This window comes from Streptomyces hydrogenans, from assembly GCF_014656075.1.
Classification (GTDB): Bacteria; Actinomycetota; Actinomycetes; order Streptomycetales; family Streptomycetaceae; genus Streptomyces; species Streptomyces hydrogenans.
The window spans coordinates 29,861-54,171 of sequence record NZ_BNBS01000009.1 but is presented as its reverse complement, the minus strand read 5'-3'; the positions used below and the strand labels follow the sequence as shown (position 1 = coordinate 54,171).

The 24,311-nt window shown below is 74.0% G+C and carries 22 protein-coding genes and 1 tRNA gene; 8 read left to right on the top strand and 15 right to left on the bottom strand.

The genetic code is table 11. From position 1 onward, the window contains the following. Positions 1-15 precede the first annotated feature (15 nt). Positions 16-1,404 (bottom strand): FAD-binding oxidoreductase, encoded by a 1,389-nt coding sequence (locus IE321_RS06545; protein WP_043228122.1) that lies wholly within the window; start codon positions 1,402-1,404, stop codon positions 16-18. 97 nt (positions 1,405-1,501) lie between these two features. Between IE321_RS06545 and IE321_RS06540 the strand changes: the two genes are divergently transcribed. Further along, positions 1,502-2,950, top strand: a complete 1,449-nt coding sequence (locus IE321_RS06540; protein WP_190222094.1) for a tetratricopeptide repeat protein — start codon at positions 1,502-1,504, stop codon at positions 2,948-2,950. A 58-nt stretch (positions 2,951-3,008) separates the two neighbouring features. On the opposite strand, the gene hppD is transcribed toward IE321_RS06540, so the two are convergent. Continuing rightward, on the bottom strand, positions 3,009-4,154 hold the full coding sequence (gene hppD / locus IE321_RS06535; protein ID WP_190222093.1) for a 4-hydroxyphenylpyruvate dioxygenase: 1,146 nt from the start codon (positions 4,152-4,154) through the stop codon (positions 3,009-3,011). Between the two features lie 121 nt (positions 4,155-4,275). On the opposite strand from hppD, the gene IE321_RS06530 reads away from it, so the two are divergent. From IE321_RS06530 to IE321_RS06515, 4 genes are all read left to right on the top strand, one after another. Continuing rightward, the gene (locus IE321_RS06530) at positions 4,276-4,752 is read left to right on the top strand and encodes an Lrp/AsnC family transcriptional regulator (RefSeq protein ID WP_043228120.1); all 477 of its coding nucleotides are present in this window, start codon (positions 4,276-4,278) and stop codon (positions 4,750-4,752) included. Positions 4,753-4,838: 86 nt separating this feature from the next. Further along, complete coding sequence (locus IE321_RS06525; RefSeq protein WP_043228119.1) at positions 4,839-5,438, top strand: ArsR/SmtB family transcription factor; 600 nt, start codon at positions 4,839-4,841, stop codon at positions 5,436-5,438. Positions 5,439-5,597: 159 nt separating this feature from the next. Next, a complete protein-coding gene (locus tag IE321_RS06520) occupies positions 5,598-5,771 on the top strand; it encodes a hypothetical protein (RefSeq protein WP_190222092.1) in 174 nt (57 codons plus the stop codon). Further along, the gene (locus tag IE321_RS06515) at positions 5,768-7,102 is read left to right on the top strand and encodes an MFS transporter (RefSeq protein WP_190222091.1); all 1,335 of its coding nucleotides are present in this window, start codon (positions 5,768-5,770) and stop codon (positions 7,100-7,102) included. The genes IE321_RS06520 and IE321_RS06515 overlap by 4 nt, the downstream gene beginning before the upstream one ends. On the opposite strand, the gene IE321_RS06510 is transcribed toward IE321_RS06515, so the two are convergent. Both IE321_RS06510 and IE321_RS06505 read right to left on the bottom strand, forming a co-directional pair. Continuing rightward, positions 7,035-7,817, bottom strand: a complete 783-nt coding sequence (locus tag IE321_RS06510; protein WP_190222131.1) for a S16 family serine protease — start codon at positions 7,815-7,817, stop codon at positions 7,035-7,037. The genes IE321_RS06515 and IE321_RS06510 overlap by 68 nt on opposite strands. 95 nt (positions 7,818-7,912) lie before the next feature. Then, complete coding sequence (locus tag IE321_RS06505) at positions 7,913-9,016, bottom strand: acetylhydrolase (RefSeq protein WP_190222090.1); 1,104 nt, start codon at positions 9,014-9,016, stop codon at positions 7,913-7,915. Between the two features lie 92 nt (positions 9,017-9,108). Between IE321_RS06505 and IE321_RS06500 the strand changes: the two genes are divergently transcribed. Then, on the top strand, positions 9,109-10,065 hold the full coding sequence (locus tag IE321_RS06500) for an ArsR/SmtB family transcription factor (protein ID WP_308076613.1): 957 nt from the start codon (positions 9,109-9,111) through the stop codon (positions 10,063-10,065). A gap of 62 nt (positions 10,066-10,127) precedes the next feature. On the opposite strand, the gene IE321_RS06495 is transcribed toward IE321_RS06500, so the two are convergent. The 8 genes from IE321_RS06495 to IE321_RS06460 form a co-directional block, all read right to left on the bottom strand. Next, a complete protein-coding gene (locus IE321_RS06495) occupies positions 10,128-10,769 on the bottom strand; it encodes an IclR family transcriptional regulator (protein ID WP_030753286.1) in 642 nt (213 codons plus the stop codon). A gap of 419 nt (positions 10,770-11,188) precedes the next feature. Next, complete coding sequence (locus IE321_RS06490; protein ID WP_043227524.1) at positions 11,189-12,982, bottom strand: DEAD/DEAH box helicase; 1,794 nt, start codon at positions 12,980-12,982, stop codon at positions 11,189-11,191. A 90-nt stretch (positions 12,983-13,072) separates the two neighbouring features. After that, positions 13,073-13,465, bottom strand: coding sequence for a type II toxin-antitoxin system death-on-curing family toxin (locus tag IE321_RS06485; RefSeq protein ID WP_190222088.1), 393 nt, complete (start codon positions 13,463-13,465; stop codon positions 13,073-13,075). Continuing rightward, on the bottom strand, positions 13,462-13,662 hold the full coding sequence (locus IE321_RS06480) for a ribbon-helix-helix protein, CopG family (protein WP_190222087.1): 201 nt from the start codon (positions 13,660-13,662) through the stop codon (positions 13,462-13,464). The genes IE321_RS06485 and IE321_RS06480 overlap by 4 nt, the downstream gene beginning before the upstream one ends. Before the next feature lie 34 nt (positions 13,663-13,696). After that, positions 13,697-15,157 (bottom strand): MFS transporter, encoded by a 1,461-nt coding sequence (locus IE321_RS06475; protein ID WP_190222086.1) that lies wholly within the window; start codon positions 15,155-15,157, stop codon positions 13,697-13,699. A gap of 80 nt (positions 15,158-15,237) precedes the next feature. Continuing rightward, a complete protein-coding gene (locus IE321_RS06470) occupies positions 15,238-15,789 on the bottom strand; it encodes a hypothetical protein (RefSeq protein ID WP_190222085.1) in 552 nt (183 codons plus the stop codon). Positions 15,790-15,910: 121 nt separating this feature from the next. Next, positions 15,911-18,277, bottom strand: a complete 2,367-nt coding sequence (locus IE321_RS06465) for a hypothetical protein (RefSeq protein ID WP_190222084.1) — start codon at positions 18,275-18,277, stop codon at positions 15,911-15,913. Positions 18,278-18,295: 18 nt separating this feature from the next. Continuing rightward, positions 18,296-18,694, bottom strand: a complete 399-nt coding sequence (locus IE321_RS06460; protein WP_226651604.1) for a hypothetical protein — start codon at positions 18,692-18,694, stop codon at positions 18,296-18,298. A 308-nt stretch (positions 18,695-19,002) separates the two neighbouring features. On the opposite strand from IE321_RS06460, the gene IE321_RS06455 reads away from it, so the two are divergent. Together IE321_RS06455 and IE321_RS06450 are read left to right on the top strand one after the other, a co-directional pair. Next, positions 19,003-19,077: transfer RNA gene (locus IE321_RS06455), tRNA-Cys, on the top strand. A gap of 60 nt (positions 19,078-19,137) precedes the next feature. Next, positions 19,138-19,521 carry a hypothetical protein gene (locus IE321_RS06450; protein WP_190222083.1) on the top strand — a complete coding sequence of 128 codons (384 nt, stop codon included), beginning with the start codon at positions 19,138-19,140 and terminating at the stop codon, positions 19,519-19,521. A 99-nt stretch (positions 19,522-19,620) separates the two neighbouring features. Here IE321_RS06450 and IE321_RS06445 read toward each other — a convergent pair whose 3' ends face one another. From IE321_RS06445 to IE321_RS06435, 3 genes are read right to left on the bottom strand one after another with little or no spacing between them, the layout of a single operon-like run. Then, a complete protein-coding gene (locus IE321_RS06445; protein WP_043227516.1) occupies positions 19,621-21,948 on the bottom strand; it encodes a xanthine dehydrogenase family protein molybdopterin-binding subunit in 2,328 nt (775 codons plus the stop codon). Further along, on the bottom strand, positions 21,945-23,366 hold the full coding sequence (locus tag IE321_RS06440; RefSeq protein WP_226651603.1) for a (2Fe-2S)-binding protein: 1,422 nt from the start codon (positions 23,364-23,366) through the stop codon (positions 21,945-21,947). Before IE321_RS06440 ends, IE321_RS06445 begins: the two co-directional genes overlap by 4 nt. Next, complete coding sequence (locus IE321_RS06435) at positions 23,363-24,238, bottom strand: FAD binding domain-containing protein (RefSeq protein ID WP_043227513.1); 876 nt, start codon at positions 24,236-24,238, stop codon at positions 23,363-23,365. Before IE321_RS06435 ends, IE321_RS06440 begins: the two co-directional genes overlap by 4 nt. Positions 24,239-24,311: the final 73 nt, after the last annotated feature.

Here is a 24,311-nt window from a genome sequence, read left to right as displayed (position 1 = left end):
CCCGTACCGGTGGGCTCAGAAGAGCTTTCCGGGGTTGAGCAGGCCCAGCGGGTCGAAGACCCGCTTGATCTCCCGCTGGAGTTCCAGGCCGACCGGGCCGAGTTCGCGGGCCAGCCACTCCTTCTTGAGGACGCCGACGCCGTGTTCCCCGGTGATGGTGCCGCCGAGGGAGAGGCCGAGCGCCATGATCGCGTCGAAGGACTCGCGGGCGCGCCGGGACTCGTCCTCGTCGGTGTGGTCGAAGCAGACGACCGGGTGGGTGTTGCCGTCGCCCGCGTGCGCGCAGACGCCGATGGTGAGGGCGTACTTCTCGGCGATGGCGGTGGTGCCGGCGAGCATCTCGGCGAGCCGGGTGCGGGGCACGCAGACGTCGTCGATCATCGTGGCGGGCCTGAGGGTCTCCAGGGCGGTGAGCGAGAGCCGGCGGGCCTGGAGGAGGAGTTCGGACTCGGCGGCGTCGGCGGCGGGGACCACCTCGGTGGCGCCCGCGGCCGTGCAGAGCGCGCCGACGGCGGCGAGGTCGGCGGCCGGGTCGGGGGTGTCGAAGGCGCACAGGAGGAGCGCCTCGGTGGACTCGGGGAGGCCCATCCGCGCCAGGCGGTTGACGGCCTGGACGGTGGTGCGGTCCATGAGTTCGAGGAGCGAGGGGGTGTGGCCGCGCTCCATGACCGCGCAGACGGCGGCGCAGGCGGCGTCCGTGGAGGGGAACTCGGCGGCGAGGACGAGCTGGGCGGGCGGCTGCGGCTTGAGCGCGAGGACGGCCCCCACGACGATGCCGAGGCTGCCCTCGGAGCCGACGAAGAGGCGGGTGAGGTCGTATCCGGCGACGCCCTTGGCGGTGCGGCGGCCGGTGGTGAGCAGGCGGCCGTCGGCGAGGACGACGTCGAGGCCCAGGACGTACTCGGCGGTGACGCCGTACTTGACGCAGCACAGGCCGCCGGAGGCGGTGCCGATGTTGCCGCCGATGGTGCACGACTCCCAACTGGAGGGGTCCGGCGGGTAGTACAGGCCGTGCTCGGCCACGGCGCGGGACAGGACGGCGTTGACGACGCCCGGTTCGACGACGGCGACGCGGTCGACGGGGTCGATCTCCAGGATCCGGTCCATCTTGACGAGGGAGAGCACGACGCAGCCCTCGGAGGCGTTGGCGCCCCCGGAGAGTCCGGTGCGGGCGCCCTGCGGCACGACCGGGACGCGGTGCTCGGTCGCGGTCCGCATCACGTGCCGGACCTGTTCGACGGTGCGCGGGAGCACGACGGCCGCGGGGGTGCCGGCCGTGCAGAAGCTCGCCATGTCGTGGGCGTAGGAGGCCGTGACGTCCGGGTCGGTGAGGACGGCGTCGGCGGGCAGCCCGGCGCGGAGGGCCGCGAGGAGGGCGGCGTGGGGCGTCTGGAGATCGTCCATGGTTCCAGCCTGGCACCCGGGGCCATCGGTGTGAACCTGCCGGGACGGGCGGCTCGTGTGCTCTTCGTACGAGCGGGGCGGGCGCAGAGTGAGCCGCATGAGCCCCATGAAGAGCCAGAACGTGTCGCGGGCGGTGCTCGCCGCCGGGGCGGGCGCGGTCCTCGCGGCGACGGCGCTGCTGTACCTGCCGGAGTTCCTGGACCGGGGCGCGCCGCCGCGTCCGCCGGGCCCGGCCGAGCGGGCGGCGAGCGCGGCGCACGCGGGCGCGCCGGCGGCGCTGCCGGACCTGGTGGCGCTGATCGGGGACCGGGAGAAGTGGCTGCGCGGGCATCCGGACGACGCGGCCTCGTGGGCGGTGCTGGGCGCCGCCTATACGGAGCGGGGCACCCGGCTCGGGGACGTACGGGACCTGCCGCGGGCCGAGCGGGCGCTGAACCGGTCGCTGGCGGAGCTTCCGGCGGCCCGGGGGAACGTGGACGCGCAGCTGGGCCTCGGGGTGCTCGCGGGGGCGCGGGGCGACTGGAAGGGCGCGAAGGAGTGGGGCGAGCGGGTGCGGAAGGCCGCGCCGCGGCGGTGGAACGCCTACCCGCTCCTGATCGACGCGTACAACGGCCTCGGGGACCCGGCGGCGGCCCGGAAGGCGATGGAGCGGCTGGAGGAGCTGCACGGCGGGGCGGTGGTGCGGGGCCGGGCGGCGGGGGCCTACCGGGACCGGGGCTGGCGGGAGGACGCGGACGCCACGGCGCTGGACGCGGCGGCGCTGGCGGCGACGGACACCGAGAAGGCGGTGGCCCACACCCGGCTGGGGCAGTTCTCGTGGGAGCGGGGCGAGCCGGCCGAGGCGCTGGAGCGATACGGGACGGCGCTGCGGTTCGTGAAGGACCACGGGCCGGCGCTGGCGGGCCGGGCGCGGGCGCTGGCGGCCCTCGGGCGGACCGACGAGGCGCAGCGGGACTGGCGGGCGGCGCTGGCGCGTCAGCCGCTGCCGGAGTACGTGCTGGAGTCCGGGGAGCTGGCGGAGTCGCTGGGCCTGGACGGGGACGCGCGGGCGGCCTACGCGCGGCTGCGGGGCGGGAGCTGGGTGTCCGGGTCGGCCGAGGTGGTGCTGGGGCTGCTCGACGCGGACCACGGCGATCCGCGGGCCGCGGTGACCCGGCTGCGGGCCGCGTGGGCGAAGGGGCACCGCTCGGTGGCGGTGGCGGACGCGCTGGGCTGGGCGCTGCTGCGGGCGGGCCGGGCGGAGGAGGCGCTGCCGTTCGCGGTGCGGGCCACCGACGAGGGCGTGCGCAGTGCGCCGTTCACGTACCACCTGGGCGAGATCGAGCGGGCGCTGGGCAGGACGGGTCCGGCGCGGCGGCACCTGGCGGAGGCGCTGCGGATCCATCCGTCGTTCTCGCCGCTGCACGCGCCGCGGGCCCGGGCGGCGCTCGACGGCCTGGGCGAGCCGGACCCGGACGCGGTGCCGAAGGACGCGCTGCCGGTGAAGGACGCGCCGCCGGCGAAGGACGCGCAGCCGGTGAAGTCCCCGGGGAGGACCGGGAACTGACCGTGCGCGCGTCCGGGGCGGGCCCCGTGATCCCGCCCCGGACGCCGTGCGCGGGGACCTACAGGTTGCCGCGCTTGTCCTGCTCGCGCTCGATGGCCTCGAACAGGGCCTTGAAGTTGCCCTTGCCGAAGCCCATGGAGCCGTGGCGCTCGATCATCTCGAAGAAGACGGTCGGGCGGTCCTGGACCGGCTTGGTGAAGATCTGGAGCAGGTAGCCGTCCTCGTCGCGGTCGGCGAGGATCTTGAGCTCGCGCAGCTCGTCGATCGGCACGCGGGTGTCGCCGACCCACTCGCCGAGGGTGTCGTAGTAGGCGTCCGGGACGGACAGGAACTCGACGCCGGCGGCGCGCATCGCGCGCACGGTGGCGACGATGTCGTTGGTGGCGAGGGCGATGTGCTGGACGCCGGGGCCGTTGTAGAACTCGAGGTACTCGTCGATCTGCGACTTCTTCTTCGCGATCGCCGGCTCGTTGATCGGGAACTTCACCTTCTTGGTGCCGTCCGCGACGACCTTCGACATGAGGGCGGAGTACTCGGTGGCGATGTCGTCGCCCACGAACTCCTTCATGTTGGTGAAGCCCATGACGTCGTTGTAGAACGTCACCCACTCGTTCATCTTGCCGAGCTCGACGTTGCCGACGCAGTGGTCGATCGCCTGGAAGGTGCGCTTGGCCGGCGGCTCGACGATCGGGGCGGCGGCGGTGTACCCGGGGAGGTACGGGCCGGTGTAGTCCGCGCGCTCGACGAGGGTGTGGCGGGTCTGGCCGTAGGTGGCGATGGCGGCGAGGACGACGGTGCCGTGCTCGTCCTTCAGCTCGTACGGCTCCACCAGACCGGTGGCGCCCTGCGCGACGGCGTGGGCGTAGGCGGCGCGGGCGTCCGGGACCTCGATGGCGAGGTCGATCACGCCGTCGCCGTGCTCGACGACGTGGGCGTCGACGAAGCGGCCCCAGTCGGTGCTCGCCTTGATGACGGAGGTGAACACGAAGCGGGCGGCGCCGTTGGTGAGGACGTAACTGGCGGTCTCGCGGCTGCCGTTCTCCGGTCCGGAGTAGGCGACCAGCTTCATGCCGAAGGCGGTGGAGTAGTAGTGCGCGGCCTGCTTGGCGTTGCCCACGGCGAAGACGACCGCGTCCATGCCCTTCACCGGGAAGGGGTCGGCCTCACGCGCGGTGGAAGGGGTGTGATCCAGGGTCTCAGTCATGGCAGCAGCGTCCCGCCGACCGGCAAGGTGCGCAATAGTTCGCTGTTGGGGTGCGCAATCTGTACAGCGACCGGGGAGTATGTGCGGGCGACTTGTACATCGTGACCATTCGGAGGGCGCTGTGGCGATCGATCATTTGGACGGCCGGCTGATCGTGCTTCTGGCACGCGAGCCGCGCATCGGCGTGCTGGAGGCGTCGCGGCGGCTCGGGGTGGCCCGCGGCACCGTCCAGGCGCGGCTCGACCGGCTCCAGGCGAGCGGGGTGATCCGGGGCTTCGGCCCGCAGGTGGACCCGGCGGCGCTGGGCTATCCGGTGACGGCCTTCGCGACGCTGGAGATCAAGCAGGGGCAGGGCGCGGACGTGCGGGAGCACCTGGCCACGGTGCCGGAGGTGCTGGAACTGCACACCACGACGGGCCACGGCGACATGCTCTGCCGGCTGGTGGCGCGGTCGAACGCGGACCTCCAGCGGGTGATCGACAAGGTGGTGGCCTTCGAGGGGATCGTGCGGGCGTCGACGGCGATCGTGATGGAGAACGCGGTGCCGCTGCGGATCATCCCGCTGGTGGAGCAGGCGGCGGGCGGGGAGCCGGAGTAGCCGTCCGGGGTGGCCCGCGAGACATGCAAAGAAGACGTTGCAAAGAAACCCTTGCAACGTCTTCTTTGCATGTCTACGCTCAGGGCATGCCCGAGCCCGAGAAGCCCGAGACGGCCCCTCAGGAGCACGAGACCCGCGTGCTCGACCCGCGCTCCCTGCGCGGCCTCGCCCACCCCCTCCGCATGCAGCTCCTCCGCTCCCTGCGCCACCAGGGACCGGCCACCGCCTCCCAGCTCGCCGAACGCCTCGGCGAGTCCAGCGGGGCCACCAGCTACCACCTGAGGCAGCTCGCCGCCCACGGCTTCGTCACGGACGACCCGAGCCTCGGCAAGGGCCGCGAACGCTGGTGGAAGGCCGCCCAGCAGGGCATCCGCTGGGACGCCTCGCTCCACGAGAGCACCGACCCCGAGGTGCGGGGCGCCGCCGACCTCCTCCTGCACGAGGTCGCGTCCAACCACACGCAGGAACTGTCGACCTGGATCGCCACCCGGCACGACTGGCCCGCCTGGTCCGGCGCCTCCGACATGAGCGACTTCACCCTGCGGCTGCCGCCCGCCGCCGCGCGCGAACTCGGCGCACGGCTGCACGCGCTGATCGACGAGTACCGCAACTCCCCCGAGGCCCAGGCCCCGGACGCCGCCCGCCTCCGCCTCCACCTGCACGCGTTCCCGCAGCGCGAGAACTGACCGCCGGCGCGGCGCCGCCGCGCGCGACCCCTCCCCCGCCCCGCCCGGCGCCCGGGCCACCCACCGGCCGGGCCCCGCTTCGGCACGCCTCCGCACCCCCGGGGGCCCGGCCCCGGCACGCCTCCGCACCGCCCACCACCCACGGAAGGGAACGAGATCATGCACGCCGACATCCACCTCCTGCTGCACCGCACGTCCGCCGCCGAGGATCACCGGAGGGCCGCCGCGGCGGGCCGGGCGGGATCGGTCCGGGAGCGGGTCGGCCGGACCCTGGTCGCCTGGGGAATCCGCCTGTCCGGCCCGACCGACCTCACGGTCGCCCTCGCCGCATGAGCGCCCCGGGGGGAAAGCAGCCGCACGGGGCCGACAGGAAGCCCCTGTTCACCGTCCTGACCGCCAACTCGATCTCCATCGCGGGGAATTCGCTCACCCTGATCGGTGTGCCGTGGTTCGCCCTGGAGACCACCGGCTCGCCCGGCAAGGCCGGCTTCGTCGCCTTCTGCGCCGCCCTGCCGGTCGTGCTGTCCGCCATCGCCGGCGGGCCGGTCGTCGACCGGATCGGACGGCGCCGGGTCGGCATCGTCTCCGACGTGGTGTGCGGGCTCGCGCTCGCCGCGATCCCGGTGCTCCACCACGCCGGAGTCCTCTCCTACTGGATGCTGTGCGCGCTGATGGGGGTCAACGGCCTCTTCCACGCCCCCGGCGAGACCGCCAGGTACGTCCTGGTGCCGGACCTCGCCGAGCGGGCCGGGACGCCGCTGGCCCGGGCCGCGAGCCTGTACGACGCGGTGTCGCGCGGGGCGCGGATGGGCGGCGCGGCGCTCGGCGGCGTGCTGGTGGCGACGGTCGGCGCGGACACGGTGCTCCTCGTCGACGCGGCCACCTTCGCCTTCGTGGCCGCGCTCACGGCCGCCGCGCTGCGCCGGTTCGCCGCCGCCGCGCCGCGCCCCGACGGGCCGCTGCTCTCCGCCGCGCGCTACCGCGCGGACCTGCGGGAGGGGTACGCGTACCTCTTCGGGGACCGGCTGATGCTCGGCATCATGCTGATGGTCATGCTCACCAACGGCCTCGCGCTGAGCTGGAGTTCGGTGCTGCTGCCGCTGCACGCGAGGGAGCACCTGGGCGGCCCCGCCGCGCAGGGCCTGCTGGTCGCCGTCTTCGCGGGCTGCGCGCTCACCGGGGCGCTGCTCTACGGGGCGGTGGGGCACCGCTTCCCGCGCCGGTGGATCTTCACGGTCGGCTTCGTCCTCACCGGCGCCCCGCTGTTCGTGGCGGCGGCGCTGACGGAGACGGTGGCGCCGCTCCTCGTGGTGGCGGTGACGGCGGGGCTAGGCGCCGGGGTGCTCAACCCGATCCTGGCGACCGTGATGTACGAGCGGGTGCCGGAGGAGCTGCGCAGCCGGGTGGCCGGGGCCAGCACGGCCGGGGTCCTGATGGCGACGCCGCTGGGCGGTCTGGTGACGGGCCTGGTGGTCGAGCGGGCGGGGCTGACGGCGACGCTGCTCGGGGTCGCGGCGCTCTACTTCCTGGTGACGCTCGCCCCGGCGGTCTTCCCCGCCTGGCGGGGCCTGGACGCGAAGCCGGCGGCGGCGCCCCCTAGCAGGACGGAACCTTCGACTCCTGCCCCTGCCCCAGGTCCCGCAGGGACGCCACCGCGTCGCTGAGGGTGGAGACGGGCACGAGCCGCATCCCGTCCGGGAGTTCGGCCCGGGCGTCCGAGCACTCGTCCTTCGGCACGAGGAAGACGGTGGCGCCGTCGCGGGCCGCGGCCTGGGTCTTGAGGGAGACGCCGCCGACCGCCCCGACCTTGCCGTCCGGCGCGATCGTGCCCGTACCGGCGACGACCTCGCCGCCGGTGAGGTCGCCGCCGTCGCCGTCGCCGTCGAGCTTGTCGACGACGCCGAGGGCGAAGAGCAGTCCGGCGCTGGGCCCGCCGACGTCGGCGAGGTGCAGGTCGACCTCCACCTGCTCCGGGTCCAGCTTCAGGTAGTTCAGGGCGGCGACGGCGGCGGCGTCCTGGGACTCCTTCATCTGTCCGAGGTTGCGCTTCTCGATCTCGGCGTCGGACTTTCCCGGCGGGTAGACGTTGTCGTGCGGCAGCACGGCCCGGTCGGTGCGGAACCAGGCGTCGGCCACGTCCCCGAGGTCCACGTCCGTGCCGGGGCCGGTGGCGAGGATGGTCGTCATCCGCAGCTGGCCGGTGGTGGGCCGGACCGGGGCGCCGGTGATCGTGATGACCTCCCGGCCCTGGTCCTTACCCAGGACGTCGGTGGTGGTGCCGGGCTGGGCGATGGCGAACGGCAGCGGCGCGAGCCCCGCCACGGCGACCAGCGCGACGACGGGCACGGCGCACGCCGCGAGCACACGGGACCGGGGCATACGGGAGAGACGCGAGAGCACGCGACCAATCTACTGGGCCGGGGTCGGCGGCGGGCGCGGGCCGTCGCGCGGCCGCCGGGTCGCCGGCCGGCCGGTCAGTGGCGGGCGCGGGCCAGGGTGCGGGCGAAGAAGGCGCGCAGCTCGTGGCGGACCGCGGCGGTGGTCGCCGCCGGGTCGCCGGGGCCGATCAGCCCGTCCCGCACCGCGTCCGTCACCAGCCCCGCGGCGCGCAGCGGCGGGACGAGCGCCGCGTGGTCGGTGAAGACCCAGTGGTTCGCGGCGCGCAGGGTGCGGCGCCGGGCCCGCAGGCCCACCCAGGACCGCTCGATCCGCTCGGCCTCCGCGAAGCCGTCGGTGCGGAGCAGCAGCAGTGGCCGCCGGCCCGGCCAGGGCTCCAGGTCGAGATGGCCCTCCAGGTTCGCGACGGCCCGGATCCGGGGGTCGCGGGCGGCGAGCAGGGCGGCGGCGGTGCCGCCGGCGGAATGGCCGTAGATCCCGGTGCGGCGCGGATCGGCGCCGGCGGCGGCCGGGATGTCGCCGAGCCGGTCGAGGACGAGGCGGAGGTCCGCGACCCGGGTGTCGACCATGGTCCGGAAGGTCGCCCGGTCCGGCGGGCCGTACAGGACCGTCTCCCGGACGGTGCCGTCCGGGAGCTCCACCTGGCTCGCCTCGCCGGGGTGGTCGACGAGGACGACGACCGTGCCGTGGCTGGCCAGCTCCTCGGCGAGGCCGGTGCCGAGGGTGCGGGCGTCGCCGCCGCCGGGCGTGTACAGCACGACGGGCCGGCGGCCGGGCAGCGGCGGGGCGCCGGTGTGCGCGTGGGTGAGCACCGCGCCCCAGTCGACCCCGGCGGCGGGCAGCCCCCGGACCAGCGGCGCGAGGAGGCCGAAGACGGGCGCCTCGGCGGGGGTGAGCTGCGGGGCGCGCGGCCGGCCCGTGACGGTGCGGGCGGGGTAGACGGCGCTGACCACGACCTGGCGGGCGCCCCGGGCGGGGTCCCAGGGGTCGGTGCGGGACGGATCGGTGAAGGCGTGCCGGACGACGCCGACGGGGTGGGGGCCGGTGGGCGGGGGCAGCACGGGCACCAGGGGGCCGGTGGGGGCGGGCGCGGCGGCGTGGGCGGCGCGGGAGCCGAGGAGGGCTGCGGCGGCGCCGAGGACGGCGGCCTTGCCGAGGCCGCGGCGGGAGAGGCTGGTCATGACGGGCATGCTGGTGGGCGGCGGGGGCGCGGGGCGAGGCTTTCGGCTCCGGCCTCAAGGCTGGACGGGACGACGACGGGACGACGGGGGTCGTGGGCTTGCTGCGGGTGCGTTTCACGGCGGAGGACCTGGCACGGGTGCGGTGCGCGCCGCGGCCGTCGCCCGTGCCGGAGCTGCACGCGGCGCTGCTGATGCTGGGCGCGCCGCATGAGGGGCTGCTCTTCGGGCGCTGGCGGGCCAGGACCGCGCGGGCCCTGCCGGCGGGCGCGGGGCCGCTGGCCGATCTGGTGCCGGGCGGTTCGGCGCCCGCGTTCCTGGACGTGCTGGGCGGGACCCGGCAGGAGGGCTTCGCGGAGATCCGGGCGGCGGCGCCGGAGCTCGTACGGTCCGAGCTGGCGCGGGTGTACGCGGGGCACGGCCCGGCCCCGGCGTGGGTCAGGTCCCTGCACGCGGGCGGGGCGGAGGGCTGGCGGACGCTCGGGGACGCGCAGCGGGCGGCCTACGGGGCGGTCCTGGCGCCCGTCTGGGGGCGGGTGCAGGACCTGCACCGGGCGGAGTTCGCGCGGCACGCGGTCGCGCTGGCCGAGGGCGGCCTGGGGGCGGCGCTGACGGCGCTGGCGCCGGGCTCCCGCTTCGACGGCGCGGTGTGGACGTGGCCGGCCGGGAGCGGGGAGGTGCGGCTCGGCGGGCGGGGCCTGGTGCTGCTGCCGACCTTCCACTGGCGGGGCGGGCCGCTGGTGCAGGACCGTCCGGGGCGGCCGGTGGTCCTCGCCTATCCGGCGGGCCCGGGGCTGCCGCCCGCGCCGGAGGCCCCCGACGGCCCCGGGGAGCCGTTGGCGGGCGTGCTCGGCCCCACGAGGGCGGCGGTGCTGCGCGCGCTGCCCGCGCCCCGTACGACGACGGAGCTGGCCCGGGCCGTGGGCGTGTCCGCGGCCACGGTCTCGGCCCACACGGCCGCCCTGCGCGCGGCCGGCCTGCTGACCACGACCCGCACGGGCCGCTCGGTCCACCACGCGCGCACGACGGTGGCGGACCTGCTGCTCCGGTAGGCGCGTCCGGGCACGCGGAAGGGGCACCCGGCGTCCGACGGGTGCCCCGGGTGCCGCGCGCGTCAGCGCAGCGCGTCCGCGACCTCGCGGGCCGCGTCCACCACGCGGGGGCCGACCCGCTCGGGGACCGCGTCCGCGAGCATGACCACGCCGACGCTGCCCTCGACGCCGGTCACGCCGACCAGCGGCGCGGCCGCCCCGCTCGCCCCGGCCTCCAGCTCGCCGTGCGTGAGGGTGAAGCCCGGTTCGATGAGGGTGCCCTGGCGGGCGGCGAGGATCGCCCGGCCCGCCGCGCCCCGGTCCAGCGGGTGGCGGAAGCCGGCCCGGTAGGCCACGTGGTAGTCCGTCCAGGTGGGCTCGACGACGGCGACGGCGAGCGCCTCCGCCCCGTCGACGAGCGTCAGGTGCGCGGTCGCGCCGATGTCCTCGGCGAGCGAGCGCAGGGCGGGCAGGGCCGCCTCCCGCACCAGCGGATGGACCTGCCGGCCGAGGCGCAGCACGCCGAGGCCGACGCGGGCCCGGCCGCCGAGGTCGCGGCGGACGAGGGCGTGCTGCTCCAGGGTGGCGAGCAGCCGGTAGACCACGGTCCGGTTGACCCCGAGTTTGTTGGACAACTCGGTGACGGTCAGGCCGTGGTCGGTGTCGGCGAGCAGTTTGAGGACTCTGAGTCCCCTGTCGAGCGTCTGGGAGGTCTCCGCGGTCACGACGCCCTCTCCTTCGAAAGAGAAAGTGGCGGCGGGCTCCCACGGGGTTCGCGGCGCCGGTCCCGTCGGCGACGCACGTCAGAGGCCGCCGGCAGGAAGGGGATACACCGGCTGCGCTCCGCGGCGGCGCTGCCACGGGGCGGTTGCTTTGTGCCGGGACAGTAGCGACCCGCTCCGCTCAGCGGAAGACCTCGTCCAGAATCCGGGCGCGGGCGACCGGATGCGGACGGTTCAGGACTTTCGTCGGCCCTCCTCGGGACTTTGGCTGACAGATACGGCTATGTCGTGCCCGTAGCGTGGAGGGTGCCGGACGGCCGTCCGTGGGGGCCGGCCCCGGCTCCCGCCCCGCACCCGCGGGACGGGAAGGAGGCCCGTACGACCGTCGTCGTACGGGCCTCCTCACGTTCCCGGAGCCTCGCTCACCGCATCCGGGTGGCCCACTCCTGCACCTTCTTGATCCGCTCGCGGATCTGGCCGGCCGTGGCCTCCGCGCTCGGCGGGCCGCCGCAGACCCGCCGCAGCTCGGTGTGGATCACGCCGTGCGGCTTGCCGCTCTGGTGGACGTAGGCGCCGACCATGGTGTTGAGCTGCTTGCGCAGCTCCAGCAGCTCCTTGTGGGAAACGACGGGGCGCCGCTCCGCGGGAAGCTCCAGCAGGTCCGCCTCGGTGTCCGGCCGCTTGCGGCTGTGCGCGATCTGCCGGGCCTGCCGCTTCTGGAGCAGCAGCTGCACCTGGTCGGGTTCGAGGAGCCCGGGGATGCCGAGGTAGTCCTGCTCCTCCTCGCTGCCGGGGTGGGCCTGCATGCCGAACTCGGCGGCGTTGTAGAGGACGCGGTCGAAGACGGCGTCGGACTCCAGCGCCTCGAAGGGCAGCATGTCCTGCTCGCCGGTGTCCTCGTCCTGGAGCTTCTCCGCCTCGGCGAGCTCCTTCTCGGACTCCGCGTACGGGTCCTCCTCGCCCTCCTTCTTGGGCTTGTCGAGCACGTGGTCGCGCTCGACCTCCATCTCGCTGGCGAAGCCGAGGAGGCTGGGGATGGTGGGAAGGAACACGGACGCGGTCTCGCCGCGCCTGCGGGATCGCACGAAACGGCCGACGGCCTGCGCGAAGAACAGCGGCGTCGAGATCGTCGTCGCGTACACGCCCACGGCGAGGCGGGGCACGTCGACGCCCTCGGACACCATGCGGACCGCGACCATCCAGCGGTCCGTGGACTCGCTGAACTCGTCGATGCGGTCCGAGGAGGCGGCCTCGTCGGAGAGGACGATGGTCGCCTTGGTGCCGGTGATCTCGCGGATCAGCTTGGCGTAGGAGCGGGCCGAGTCCTGGTCGGAGGCGATCACCAGACCGCCCGCGTCGGGGATCGACTTCCGCACCTCGGTGAGGCGCTGGTCGGCGGCGCGGAGCACGTTCGGCATCCAGTCGCCGCGCGGGTCGAGCGCGGTGCGCCACGCCTGCGAGACGGCGTCCTTGGTCATCGGCTCGCCGAGGCGGGCGGCGATCTCGTCGCCCGCCTTGGTGCGCCAGCGCATGTTGCCGCTGTAGGACAGGAAGATGACAGGCCGGACGACGCCGTCGCCGAGCGCGTTCCCGTATCCGTAGGTGTAGTCGGCGGAGGACCGCCGGATGCCGTCGTTCCCCTCCTCGTAGGTCACGAAGGGGATCGGGTTGGTGTCGGAGCGGAAGGGCGTGCCGGTGAGGGCGAGCCGGCGCGCGGCCGGATCGAACGCCTCCAGGCACGCCTCGCCCCAGGACTTGGAGTCACCGGCGTGGTGGATCTCGTCGAGGATGACGAGGGTCTTGCGCTGCTCGCAGCGGTTGCGGTGGAGCATGGGGCGGACCCCGACGCCGGCGTACGTCAGGGCGACGCCGTCGTACTCCTTGCTGAGCGGCCCGGCGCTGTACTCCGGGTCCAGCTTGATCCCTATCCGCGCCGCGGCGGCCGCCCACTGCTTCTTCAGGTGCTCGGTGGGGGCGACGACCGTGATCTGCTGCACCACGTGGTGGTGCAGCAGCCAGGACGCGAGGGTCAGCGCGAAGGTGGTCTTGCCGGCGCCGGGCGTGGCGACCGCGAGGAAGTCACGGGGCTGCTCCTGGATGTACTTCTCCATCGCGCCCTGCTGCCAGGCGCGCAGCTTGCCGGCGGTGCCCCAGGGAGCACGCCCGGGAAAGGCGGGAGAGAGGTGATGAGAGGAGGTGGCGGTGGTAGTCACGATCTCCGGTTCGACGCTCGTCCAGATATGACAACCGGGCCACCTTACCGGCGGCCCGGCCGGAACCTCGATCGCACACGAGGCGGGTGCGACTCAGCTCACGTCGGGGACCGTCAGCTCGCGCAGCCCCTGCGCGATCGTCTTCACCTCGTCGAGCGAGCCGGTGGCGACATCGATGACCAGGCGTTCCGCCGCGTCGATGTCCGGCCGCAGCTGGACGCCGTTCATGGCGAGGAAGGTGACGCAGGAGAGCCACGCCGTGCGCTTGTTCCCGTCGACGAACGGATGGTTGACCGCGAGGGACTGGAGCAGCGCGGCGGCCTTGTCGACGAGGTCGGGGTACGCCTCCTCGCCGAACATGGCCGCGGACGGCCTGTGCACCGCCGACTCCAGCAGCCCCGCGTCACGTACGACGACGACCTGGTCGTCGACCGCGTATCCGGCGATGACCAGGACGTCCTCGGCGGAGAGGTAGACGCAGGTCACTTGAGCCGCTCCATCAGCTCGTGCCACTTGGCCGCCTGCTCCATGGCCGTCTTCCGCACGATCGCCTCCTGCGCGGTGCGCGCGAGGTAGTCGTCCACCGCCTTGAGGAGGAGCGCGTGCATGCTCGTGCCCTCCTGTTCGGCGCGCTGCTTGAGGGCTTCCGTCTGGTCGTCGCGAAGACGCAGGTTCATGGCCATACCAGAACGGTACCACCTTGGGGCCAGAGTGGTACTACTCGCCGGGGCGCCCGTCCCGCAGCCGCGTCGCGACCCACGCCCCCGCCGCCGCGACCCCCGCCATCGGCAGGAAGACGACCGCGAACGCCCCCGGGTGGGACGCCTCGGAGGCGGTGGAGGCCACCGCGTGGCCGACCGCCCCGCCGCCGAGGGCGGCGAAGGCCGCGCCGCCCGCCGCGAGCAGCAGGACGTTCGAGAGCCCGTCCGAGATCTGGAGCGCGGCCGAGTTCGCGCCCGCCTCTTCCGGCGGGGACAGCTTCATCAGCAGCACGCTCGTCGAGGCGATCACCACGCCCATGCCGAGGCAGCCGACGGCCCAGGCGGCCGCGACCACCCACACCGGCACCCCCGGCAGCAGCACGCTGGGCGCGGCCGCGATGGCCAGGGCGACCAGCAGCATCCCGAGCACGACCAGCCGCTCCCGGTACGGCTCCGTCCACGGCCGCGACTGGATCCACGAGCCGAGCGCCCAGGTCAGCCCGCCGAGGGCCAGCGAGAGCCCGGCGAGGGTCGGGCTGAGCCCGCGCTGGGTGACGAGCATCAGCGGCACGAAGGACTCGGCCGCGATGAAGGACCCGGCGGCCACGCCCCGCAGCAGGATCACGGACGGCAGCCCGCGAGCCGCCCGGACCGTGCCGCGCGGCAGCAGCCCCCGCACCGCCGGCACGAGCAGCGCCGCGCCCGCGGCTGCGGGCAGCAGCGACAGCCAGCGCAGCTCCTGCCCCGCGTACTGGAGCAGCCCCGCGCCCGCCGAGATCGCGAGCGCCAGCAGGATCCGGCGCCGGTCCCAGGGCGCGACGGGCGCCGACGGGTCGGCCGGCCCGGAGGCCGTGCGCCGGATCGCCGGCAGCGCGAGCGCCAGCGGCAGCACGACGAGCGCCGGGATCCCGACGAAGACCCACCGCCACCCCAGGTGCTCGGTGATCGTCCCGGAGGCGAGCGGTCCGACCACGGAAGGCACGACCCAGCTCGCCGCGAAGGCCGCCATGATCGCGGGCCGCAGGTGCTCCGCGTACGCCCTGCTGACGACCACGTACAGCGCGACGATCACCAGCCCGCCGCCGAGCCCCTGCACGGCCCGCCCGAGGATGAACACCCACATCGCGCCCGCCGTGCCCGACAGCAGCAGGCCGGCGGCGAAGGCGCTCATCCCGGCCGTCAGCGGCACCAGCGGCCCGTTCCGGTCGGACCACTGCCCGGCGACGACCATCCCGAACAGGCTGGTCGTGAAGTACGCGGAGAAGGCGAAGGCGTACACGGACACCCCGTCCAGCTCCCGCGCGGCCACCGGCATCGCCGTCCCGACGGCGGTCGCCTCGAAGGCGATCAGCAGGACGACGGAGACGATGCCGATGCTGAGCGCGCGGTGCGCGGAGTCCAGGACGGAGCCACGGGGTGCGTCGACGGGTATCGGTCCGGCGTCGATGCCGGCCTCACGGGGTTCAAGGGCGCTCATCCCCTCAGGGTAAGGGCCGTATCCCCAGGTGACCCCTGTCGCGGGTCGTATCCCCACGTCCCCCCTTGGTCCTACGCCCCCTACTCGGGCAGCGGCTTGAGGACGGGCTTCTCGGCCAGCCCGGCGTCGTCCTCGCAGCCGAGCTTCCGGACGACGGCGAGGGTCGCGGAATGGAGGATCGTGAGGTGGGCCTCGCGGATGGGGGCGGTGTCGGAGAGATCGGACCGGATGAAGTCGAGCTGGCCCATGACACGGGCGGGGTGCTTATCGGACCCCTTGAGCCGGGGGCTGGCGCACCTGACGTAGAGCAGCGCCCGTTTCGGCCCGGACAGGGCTTCCACGCCCATGGCGTACGGATGAAGACTCGCCACGCGGTCGCCCCGAGCCAGCTCGGTGTCCCTGTAGAGGTGGAATGCGACGGTGATCCTGTCCGAACTCCCCGCCGGATTGGCGCGACACAGACGGCGCGTCGGCGATCTCCGCTCGCCCTTGCCGTGATCTGCCACCAACGCCTCGGCGGTCCGCTCCAGCCCACCTCTCGGATCGTGTGAGAAGCGCTTCGTGTGCATCACTGTCTCCAGAGCGCGGGCCGCGCCTGGCGACAGGGTGCCATCACACTGCTGCTCAGCCATGACGCGCTCCGGTTCCGGCTCCTCGCCCCTGCCACAGGCGGTGGCGAGGAGGCACACGGCCAGCCCGAGGACAGCGCCTTGCAGCACCCTTCTGACGGAAACGTTCCGCAGTCCCATGCGATCACCTTGTCTCTGGTCCCTGGCCGACCTGCTCGGCGAGCGCGTTTCCGTCGAGATAGCCCAGGCGCGCAGCCACGTAGAGGTTCCCCTCGAACCCCTCGCTCCCCTGGCCCCTGTGCGCGTCGACGAAGTGGTTCATCGGAGACAGGGCGCTGTGCCTGCCGGCCGTGTAGACGGCCTGCCGGTCCTCGTCGACCGCGTCCTCCGTGGCGTCCTTGTGTTCTTCGTTGGCTTTCTCCGACCAATCCCCGACGACCACGCCCGCCAACGTCTCCATGGCGCCTGAACCCGTGTCGATCGCGAGCGGGACGAGGATGGCAGCAGCTCCAGCGGCGGCGGCGGTGGCCGGCACAAAGGCGACCCCTGCCGCGATGGCCGCGGTCGCTCCCAACTGCACCCACGCGCCACGCTCTTCCTGCGCCTTCTCGTAGTCCTCGATGACCTTCTCGCCTTCGGCCTTGATCTGCCCCGCGCGCGATTCGTCGAGGATGCCCTGAAGCTGAGCCCCCGTAGCCGCGGCCTTGATGGCGGCGCTCTCGTCGATCCGCCCGTCGGTGCCGACCTGCGCCTCCAGCATGCTGGTGGTGTAAAGGCGGTCGGCCGTGGACATCGACGCGTACGCGTCCGGGTACTGGCCCAGGACACTCAGGAAGTTGGTCGCGTTCTGCTCGCCGAACTCAGGGTGGCCCGCCCTGATGTCCGCGGTGTCCTTCAGCGATTTGCCGTCGACGTCCGGCGCGTAGGGGGAGGTCAGTTCGTTCCCGTCCAGCGCCCAGCTCAGGTCGTCTACGTAGCCGGCCCCCATGTTGCCCAGGCTGTCTGCCAGCGCCGAGTGATGCTTCTTGACGAACTCGGCGTCGCTGCCGTACCTCTCCACGACGTCCGCCATGATCTCGCCTGTGGTGGCATCCCTGCGGAGCCCCGCACTCGCATCGTCCCAGGCGTGCCCGAGCGTCGCCGCCTCCAGAGCATGACCCAGCGCGTCCGGCATGTAGTCCTTGGCCCCCGAGGCGTCGTCCCCGTTGACGTGGTCCGAGAAGGACGCGTACTTCTCATCGGCGAAGCAGCCGAGGTAGTCCGCGATGTCCTTGCCTTCCTTGTCCTTCCCTAGGTCCAGCGTCCCGCCCTCCCTCCCGTCCCGCTCGTACGACGTGGGTTCGGCGGAGAAGAACTGCTTCGCCGCCTCCGGGCTGTGCCCCAGCGCTTCCAGGACCGGGATCACCGGGTCGAAGCCGTGACCGTTGAGTCCGGAGGGGTTGTACGTGCCCTGGGCGCGGGGACCCATCAGCGTGCGGTCGGGCTTGAAGAGGTCCGGTTCCTTCGCGTGGAGCTGGGTGACGTGCTCGGCGATCGGGACGAGGAACTTCGGGTGGTAGTCGCCGTACCGCAGGAGCCCGCCGAGCAGCTGGTAGCCGTAGGGGCCGGTGCCGTCGGGGCGCGAGGGGAGCGGGACGCGTTCGGTGCCGAGCTTCCGCAGCTCTGCGGACCACTCCTTGGCCCACCCCTCGTCCCCGCGCGTGGCGTTGGCGAGGTTGAGGCCCAGGTTCCTCTGGAGGGCCTGGACGTCCTCCAGTCGCTCCTCGTCCCGCTCCTGCGAACCCTGCCCGCCGGTGTCGGCCGCCAGCTCGCCGAAGAACTCCAGCGCAGCCTCCGTGCCGAGCCGGTCGTAGAAGGCCCGGGAGAACTCCCCCGCCTTCTGGTTGTCGGCGAGGAGTTCGTTGAGCTGCTCCAGCTCCGCGTGCGTGAGGTTCCGGCCCTTCCGCGCCAGTTCGGCGGCCCGGGCAGCCTCCTCGGCGTCGAGGCTCTTGTACGTCGGGGCGCTGAAGTTGTGCGCGTCGCCGGTGATGTTGGCGCGCAGGGCGTTCGCACAGGACACATCGGCGTCGTCGCAGCGTTCGACGGCGGCCTTGATGCGTTGCGCCATGGCGTTGACCTTGAACTGCTCGTTCCGCAAGGTCCGGTCGTACTCCGGGTCGTTGCGGGTGGTGGCGTCCCTCACCACCGGGTGGCGGACCTCCACCGACCCATCGGCCTTCACGAGAAGCCCTTGCCCCGGGGCCTCGACCTCCACGAGCCTCTTCAGCTCGTCCTGGGCCTGCTTGAACGTCTCATAGCCGTCCTTCAGGATCCTCTGGATCCCCTCGGCCGCCTTCGCCGCGTCGGCGAACTCCTTGGTTGTCTTGTCGATGAAGGGCTTCGTCACCTCGGCGTTCAGGCCGCGCCAGTCCTCGGCCCTGGTCTGATCGGCCATCGTCCGGCGGGCGTCCCCGGCGAGTTCGTCCAGCTTGCGTTTCATCTCGGCCCAGCGGTCCGCCGCGTCCTTCATCCGGCCCAGAGGCGCCCCGTACACGTCGTCGAAAGTCAGCACGGTCCGTCCGCTCCCCGCCTACGTGAAGTATTCGCTGATCTTGGAAACGGAGAGGGAGGCACTGACCTCCGCGTCGTCCTTCGCGTGCGAGGCCACGCTGTAGTCGAGGTGGTTGGAGATGTGCGCGACCGCGTGCAGCAGGGTGCGGAGCTGGAAGCCCCAGGTCTCCTGGACGGTGGTCAGGGCCGAGCCCGTACGGAAGGCGTGGCCGGACAGCGCGGTCGCCGCCTCGTAGCTGTCCATGCGGGCGTGGTTGCCGTCCTTCGCCAGCCGTCCGTGCAGCTCGTACGCGGCATGACCGATCGCGCCGAGGTGGTCCTGCTTCACGGAGAGGTCGACGCCCGGGCTCCACCGTCCCGGGTCGTTGGGCAGTCCGTTGAGCCTCATCGCGGCGCCCCACTCTTCCTCGAACGACACGCTTCCCCCCGATCCCTCGATGAAGGATCGCAGTTTACGCACGCACACGCACACGCACAGACGTGCGCATCGAAATCCGGACAGCCGCACAAAACAGGGACACCGCACTCCACCAGCCCGCCCACCACGGATGCCTAAACGTTTACTCCTGCTATCAAGCCACCCCTCGCATCCCCGAATCCATCAGGTCCCCGCGCCGTTCTGTGAACGGCGTATGGCAGCCCCGTTGCGGTCCCATGGCACGCCCCCGGAAACCCTTGAGGCCCTTCCCGGCGGCGCCTAACGTCGTCGTTGTCGCCACACCACATGACCGTGTGCCCGAGTGGTTCAGGGGCTCGTCTGCAAAGCGAGTGACGCGGGTTCGAATCCCGCCACGGTCTCCACTTCCGCACATCCCCGGACGGTCTTCCCGGACCGTCCGGGGATGTGCCACAGTCCGCCGCATGAATGATCACGGCAGACGCAGACTGGGCATCCTCGTGGGTGTCGGCCTGGCCGGGGGGCTGCTGCCCGGCATCACCTTCGACGGCGAGGACGTCGACGCCCTGCTCGGGCTGATGATGACGGCGCTCGTCATGGTCGTGCTCACCCAGCTCGTGTACGTCGGGCCCTCGGGGCGCGTGCCGGTGCCGATGCTCGCCGTGTTCGGGGCGATCGGGTTCGCGCAGGACGCGCTGATCTGGTGGCTGCTGTCCTGGCTGGCGCCGAAGGTCTCGCCGATGCACGTCGAGGGGTGGGCGACGATCCTGCTGGCCGCCCTCCTCACGCGCGGGGCCGTACTGGCCGCCTCCCAGCTGACCTCCCGCGTGGAGATCGCGGAGGAGTGAGGGGAGCGGGGAGGGAAGCGGCGAGGGGCGGCCGGGCCTCAAGGCCAGGCCTCAGAGCTCAGGCTCAAAGCTCCGACCTCAGCCGCCCCGTTCCTCCGGTCAGGGAGTGGCCGCCACCGCCGCCTGGGGCCGGATGGGCAGCCGGTTGACCGGGCGGCCGGTCGCGGCGCGGACCGCCGCCGCCACCGCCGCGGGCGAGGTGACGACCGGGACGGCGCTGGCCGGCTTCGCCCCGAAGGGCGCGACGACGTCCCGTTCCTCGACGAGCTTCACGATGTGGATGTCCGGCGCGTCCAGCGAGGTCGGCAGGGCGTAGCCGGTGAGGTCGGGGTGGCGGACCAGCCCGCGGGCGGTGCGCAGGTTCTCGGTGAGGGCCGCGCCGACGCCCTGGGTGACGCCCGCCTCGATGCGGGTGGCGAGCTGGGCGGGGTTGAGGACCCGGCCGACGTCCTGGGCGACGGCCATCTCCACGACCCGGACGGCGCCGAGCTCGATGTCGACGTCGACGACCGCGCGGATCGCGCAGAACGCGAGGCCGACGAAGGCGTCGCCCTGGCCGGACTCGTCCAGCGGCTCGGTGGGGTGCGGGCGGCACTGGGCGGTGGCCCACAGCTCCTTGCCGTCCATCTCCTCGGCGACGGTGGTCGACAGGACCCCGTCGTACGAGGTGATCTTGCCGTCGCTGATCTGGAGCAGCTCGGTCGACATGCCGAACTTGTGGGCCAGCGGCTGGAGGAGCTGGGTGCGGACCATCTTGGCGGCGCGTTCGACGGCGCCGCCGGAGACCCAGGTGTGGCGGCCGTGGGTGGCGGCGCCGGCCGGGGGCTGGTCGGTGTCGACGGGGGCGACGTGGACCTCGTCGACGCCCAGGGTCTCCTGGACGATCTGGCGCGCGAGGGTCGAGAAGCCCGAACCGGTGTCCACCGCCGAGCAGATGACGGTCGCGACGCCGTCCAGGACGCGGACGGTGGCGGTGGAGACCTCGTCGGTGCCCTCGGCGCCGAGCATGTGCACCATGCCCAGGGCGTAGCCCACGCCCCGCCGGACCGCGCCGGGTTCGCCCGCGCCCTCCGGGCCGCCGGGCAGCAGCCAGTCCTCCTCGGGGGTGTCCTTGGGGAGGGCGGGCAGCCGGAAGTCGCGTACGGCGGCGAGGAGTTCGGCCACGGGGGCGGGGCAGGTGACGGTCTGGCCGGTGGGCAGGAGGTCGCCGGTGGCCAGCACGTTCCGCATGCGCAGCTCGGCCGGGTCGACGCCGAGGCGGCCGGCGAGCTTGTCCATCTGCGCCTCGTAGGCGGCGCAGACCTGCATCGCGCCCTCGCCGCGGACGTGGCCGGAGGGCGGGTTGTTGGTGCGGACGGCCCAGCCCTCGACGAAGGCGTGCGGGACGACGTACGGGCCGCAGGCGAAGGCGACGGCGGCGGCCAGGGACTCGGAGGAGGAGTCGGCGTACGCGCCCGCGTCGAGCAGGATCTGCGCCTCGACCTTCACCAGGCGGCCGTCGGCGTCCGCGTGGTGGCGGTAGCGCAGCAGGGTGGGGTGGCGGTGGGCGTGGCCGAGGAAGGACTCCTCGCGGGTCGCGGTGAGCTTCACCGGGCAGCCGGTGCGCAGCGCGAGCAGGCCCAGCGGGATCTGGAAGCCGGGGTCGTCGCGGTCGCCGGTGGCGCCGGGCACGCCGGTGACGACGACCTTGACCTGGTCGGGCGCGAGGCCGAAGCAGGCGGCGGCGAGGTCGCGGTCGGTGTGCGGGTCGGTGGAGGCGGTGTACAGCTCGACGCCGCCGTCGGGGCGGGGCACGGCGAGTCCGGCCTCGGCGCCGATGGGGGCGGGGTCCTGGCGGCCCACCCGGTAGAGGCCCTCGACGACGATCTCGCCGGTGGCCTCGGGGTCGCCGAAGCTGAGCGGGATGTGCCGGATCAGGTTGCCGTCGGGGTGGAGGGGTTCGGCGGCGAACGCCTTCTCCGGGTCGGTGACGGGTTCCAGGAGCTCGTACTCGACGAGGATCGCGGCGGTCGCGAGCCGGGCGGTGTCGGGGTGGTCGGCGGCGATGGCGGCGATGGCCTCGCCGTGGTGCCGGACGAGGCCGTCGGCGAAGACGGGCCGGTCGGCGACCTGCCGGCCGTAGGTGGCGGCGCCGGGCACGTCGGCGGCGGTCACCACGGCCCGCACGCCGGGCATCGCCTCGGCGGCCGAGGTGTCGATCGAGACGATCCGGGCGTGGGCGTGCGGGGAGCGCAGGAGGGCGGCCCACAGCAGGCCCTCGGCCCAGAGGTCGGAGGCGTACGGGAAGGTGCCCTCGGCCTTGGCGCGGGCGTCGGCCTGCGGGAGGGAGGCGCCGAGTCCGTGGAGCGGGGTCTCGGGCTCCGGCGCGGGCCCGGCGGCCTCCGCGAAGGGGAGCGTGGGAATGGCGGTCGTCGCGTCGCTGCTCACGCCCTGCCTCCGTCGTGCTGGTGCGGGATGCGGGCGGAGGCGTCGTCCTCGCCCGCGGTGGCGTGCTCGGTGGCGCCGGCGGCGCGCTCGGCGACGACGTCCTCGACGGCCTGGAGCACGCCCTTGTAGCCGGAGCAGCGGCAGAGGTTGCCGGCGAGGGCCTGGCGGGTCTCCAGCTCGGTGGGGGCGTGGTTGCCTTCGAGCAGGTCGTGCACGGTCATGCACATGCCCGGGATGCAGAAGCCGCACTGCACGGTGCCGCAGCGGGAGAGCGCCCGCTGCACGTCGGACGGCTCGCCGTCGCTCGCGAGTCCCTCGACGGTCCGCACCTCGCATCCGGCGGCGGTCGCGGCCGGCACCAGGCAGGAGGCCACGAGCCGGCCGTCCACCTGCACGTTGCACGCCCCGCACTCGCCCTGCGAGCAGCCGTCCTTGGCCCCGGCGAGGCCGAGCCGCTCGCGGAGCACGTAGAGCAGCGACTCCCCGATCCAGGAGTCGGTGACGGGCCGGTCGGCGCCGTTGACCCGCAGCACGTAGGAGGTGTGCGGGTGCTCGTCGCTGTCGACGGAGGTGTACGAGGGCACCGGGGCGTCCGGCTCGGCGCCGGGCTCCTCGAAGACGGCCTCCGCCTCGGGCTCCTCCACGGGCTCCGGCTCCTCGGCGGGCTCCGGCTCCTCTACGGATTCCGGCTCCTCGGCGGGCTCGGGCTCCTCGGCGGGCTCGGCCGCGGGTTCGGCCTCCGGCTCCGCCACGGCCTCCGGCACCGCCCACGGCGCCGGGGCGCCGCCCGGCAGCGTCGGCGGAGCCTGCTCGTACGACACGGGCTCGGGGACGACCGGCTCGTCCGCGACGGGCGCGTCCGGGAAGTCGGACTCGGCCTGGAACGCGGGCGCGGCAGGGAAGTCGGGCGCGGCCGGGAAATCGGTTTCGGCCGGGAAGCCGGGCGCGGCCGGGAAGCCGGGGGCCCGCGGCGGCTCCTGGAGGGCCCGCGGCGCCTCCGGGACGGGCGGGACCTCCCACTGTCCGGTCCCGCCGAAGTGCCACTGCGCCGTCGCGTGCGGGTCGTGCTCGCCGTACGGGTGCGCGGCGGGACCGCCCGCGGCCTCCTCGCCGTAGCCGTGCGGCAGCGGCTCGGGACCCCGCTCCTGGAACGCCTCGGGGAACGGCTCCGGCGCGAAGAACTCCACGCCCTCGTCGGACCGCTCCGCCTGCGTCAGCGGCTGGAGCGGCACGATCATCGGCGGCGTGTAGCCGTGGCCGGGGGCCTCCAGCGGCACCCCGTCCAGCATGAACTCCGGCGGCAGGTGGACGAAGGCGGTCGCGCCCTCGTCGTACCCCTCGCTCTGCGGGATCGGCTCCCAGCCGCCCGGCGCGGCCGGGGCCGCCGTCTCGTTCGGCTCGTGGTTGCTGGTGCTCACGACAGGGCCCTCCCCAGTGCCCGGCGGGCGAGTGTGGCGACGGTGCGCCGCAGGTGCAGGACGGCGGGCGGCAGTTGCTCGTCACCCGGCGGATCGGGGACGCAGGCGGCGGCCACGTACTCGCCGAAGGCCGTCAGGGCCTCCGGGGCCAGCCCCCGGTCGTTGTCCCAGTCCACCAGGGAGGCGATCCAGCGCTCGGCCTCCAGCGGGCGCAGCGGCATCGGGGCGACCGCGCCGACGGCGCAGCGGACGCCGCGCCGGGCCGGGTCGAGGACGACGGCGACGGAGGCGGTGGCGCGGGCCGGACCGGTGCGGCCGGTGGCCTTGAGGAAGACCTGCGGGGCGTGCAGCAGCGGCACCCGGACGAAGGCCACGAGCTCGCCGGGGGCGAGCAGGTCGCGGCCGGCGAGCAGGTGCGAGACGGGGATCTCGCGGCTGCCGAGCGGGCCGACGACGACGAGGTCCGCCTCCAGGGCGGCGAGCACGGGCAGCGAGTCGCCGGTGGGGGCGGCCGTGACGACGTTGCCGCCGAGGGTGCCGGCGTTGCGGATCTGGGGCGGTCCGGCCGCGCGGGAGGCGGCGGCGAGGGCCGGGATGAGGGCGGCGAAGTCGGGGCGGCCCATGCGGGCGTGGGTGAGGCCGGCGCCGAGGAGGGCGTGGCCGTCCTGGTACTGCCAGCCGCGGATCTCGTTGATGCGGCTGAGGCCGACGAGTCCGGCGGGGCGGAGCTGACCGCGGTTGACGGCGGCCATGAGGTCGGTGCCGCCGGCGACGGGCACGGCCGCCGGCATGGCGGTCAGCGCGGCCACCGCCTCGTCGAGCGAGGCGGGCAGCGTCACGGACTGCGCCGTCTGTGGTGCGTGCGTGGTCAACCCGCTGCCCCTTCCCGGTTGTCCCGGTACGTCCCCGTCTGCGACCGGCCGCCGCGCACGTGCGAGCGGGCGC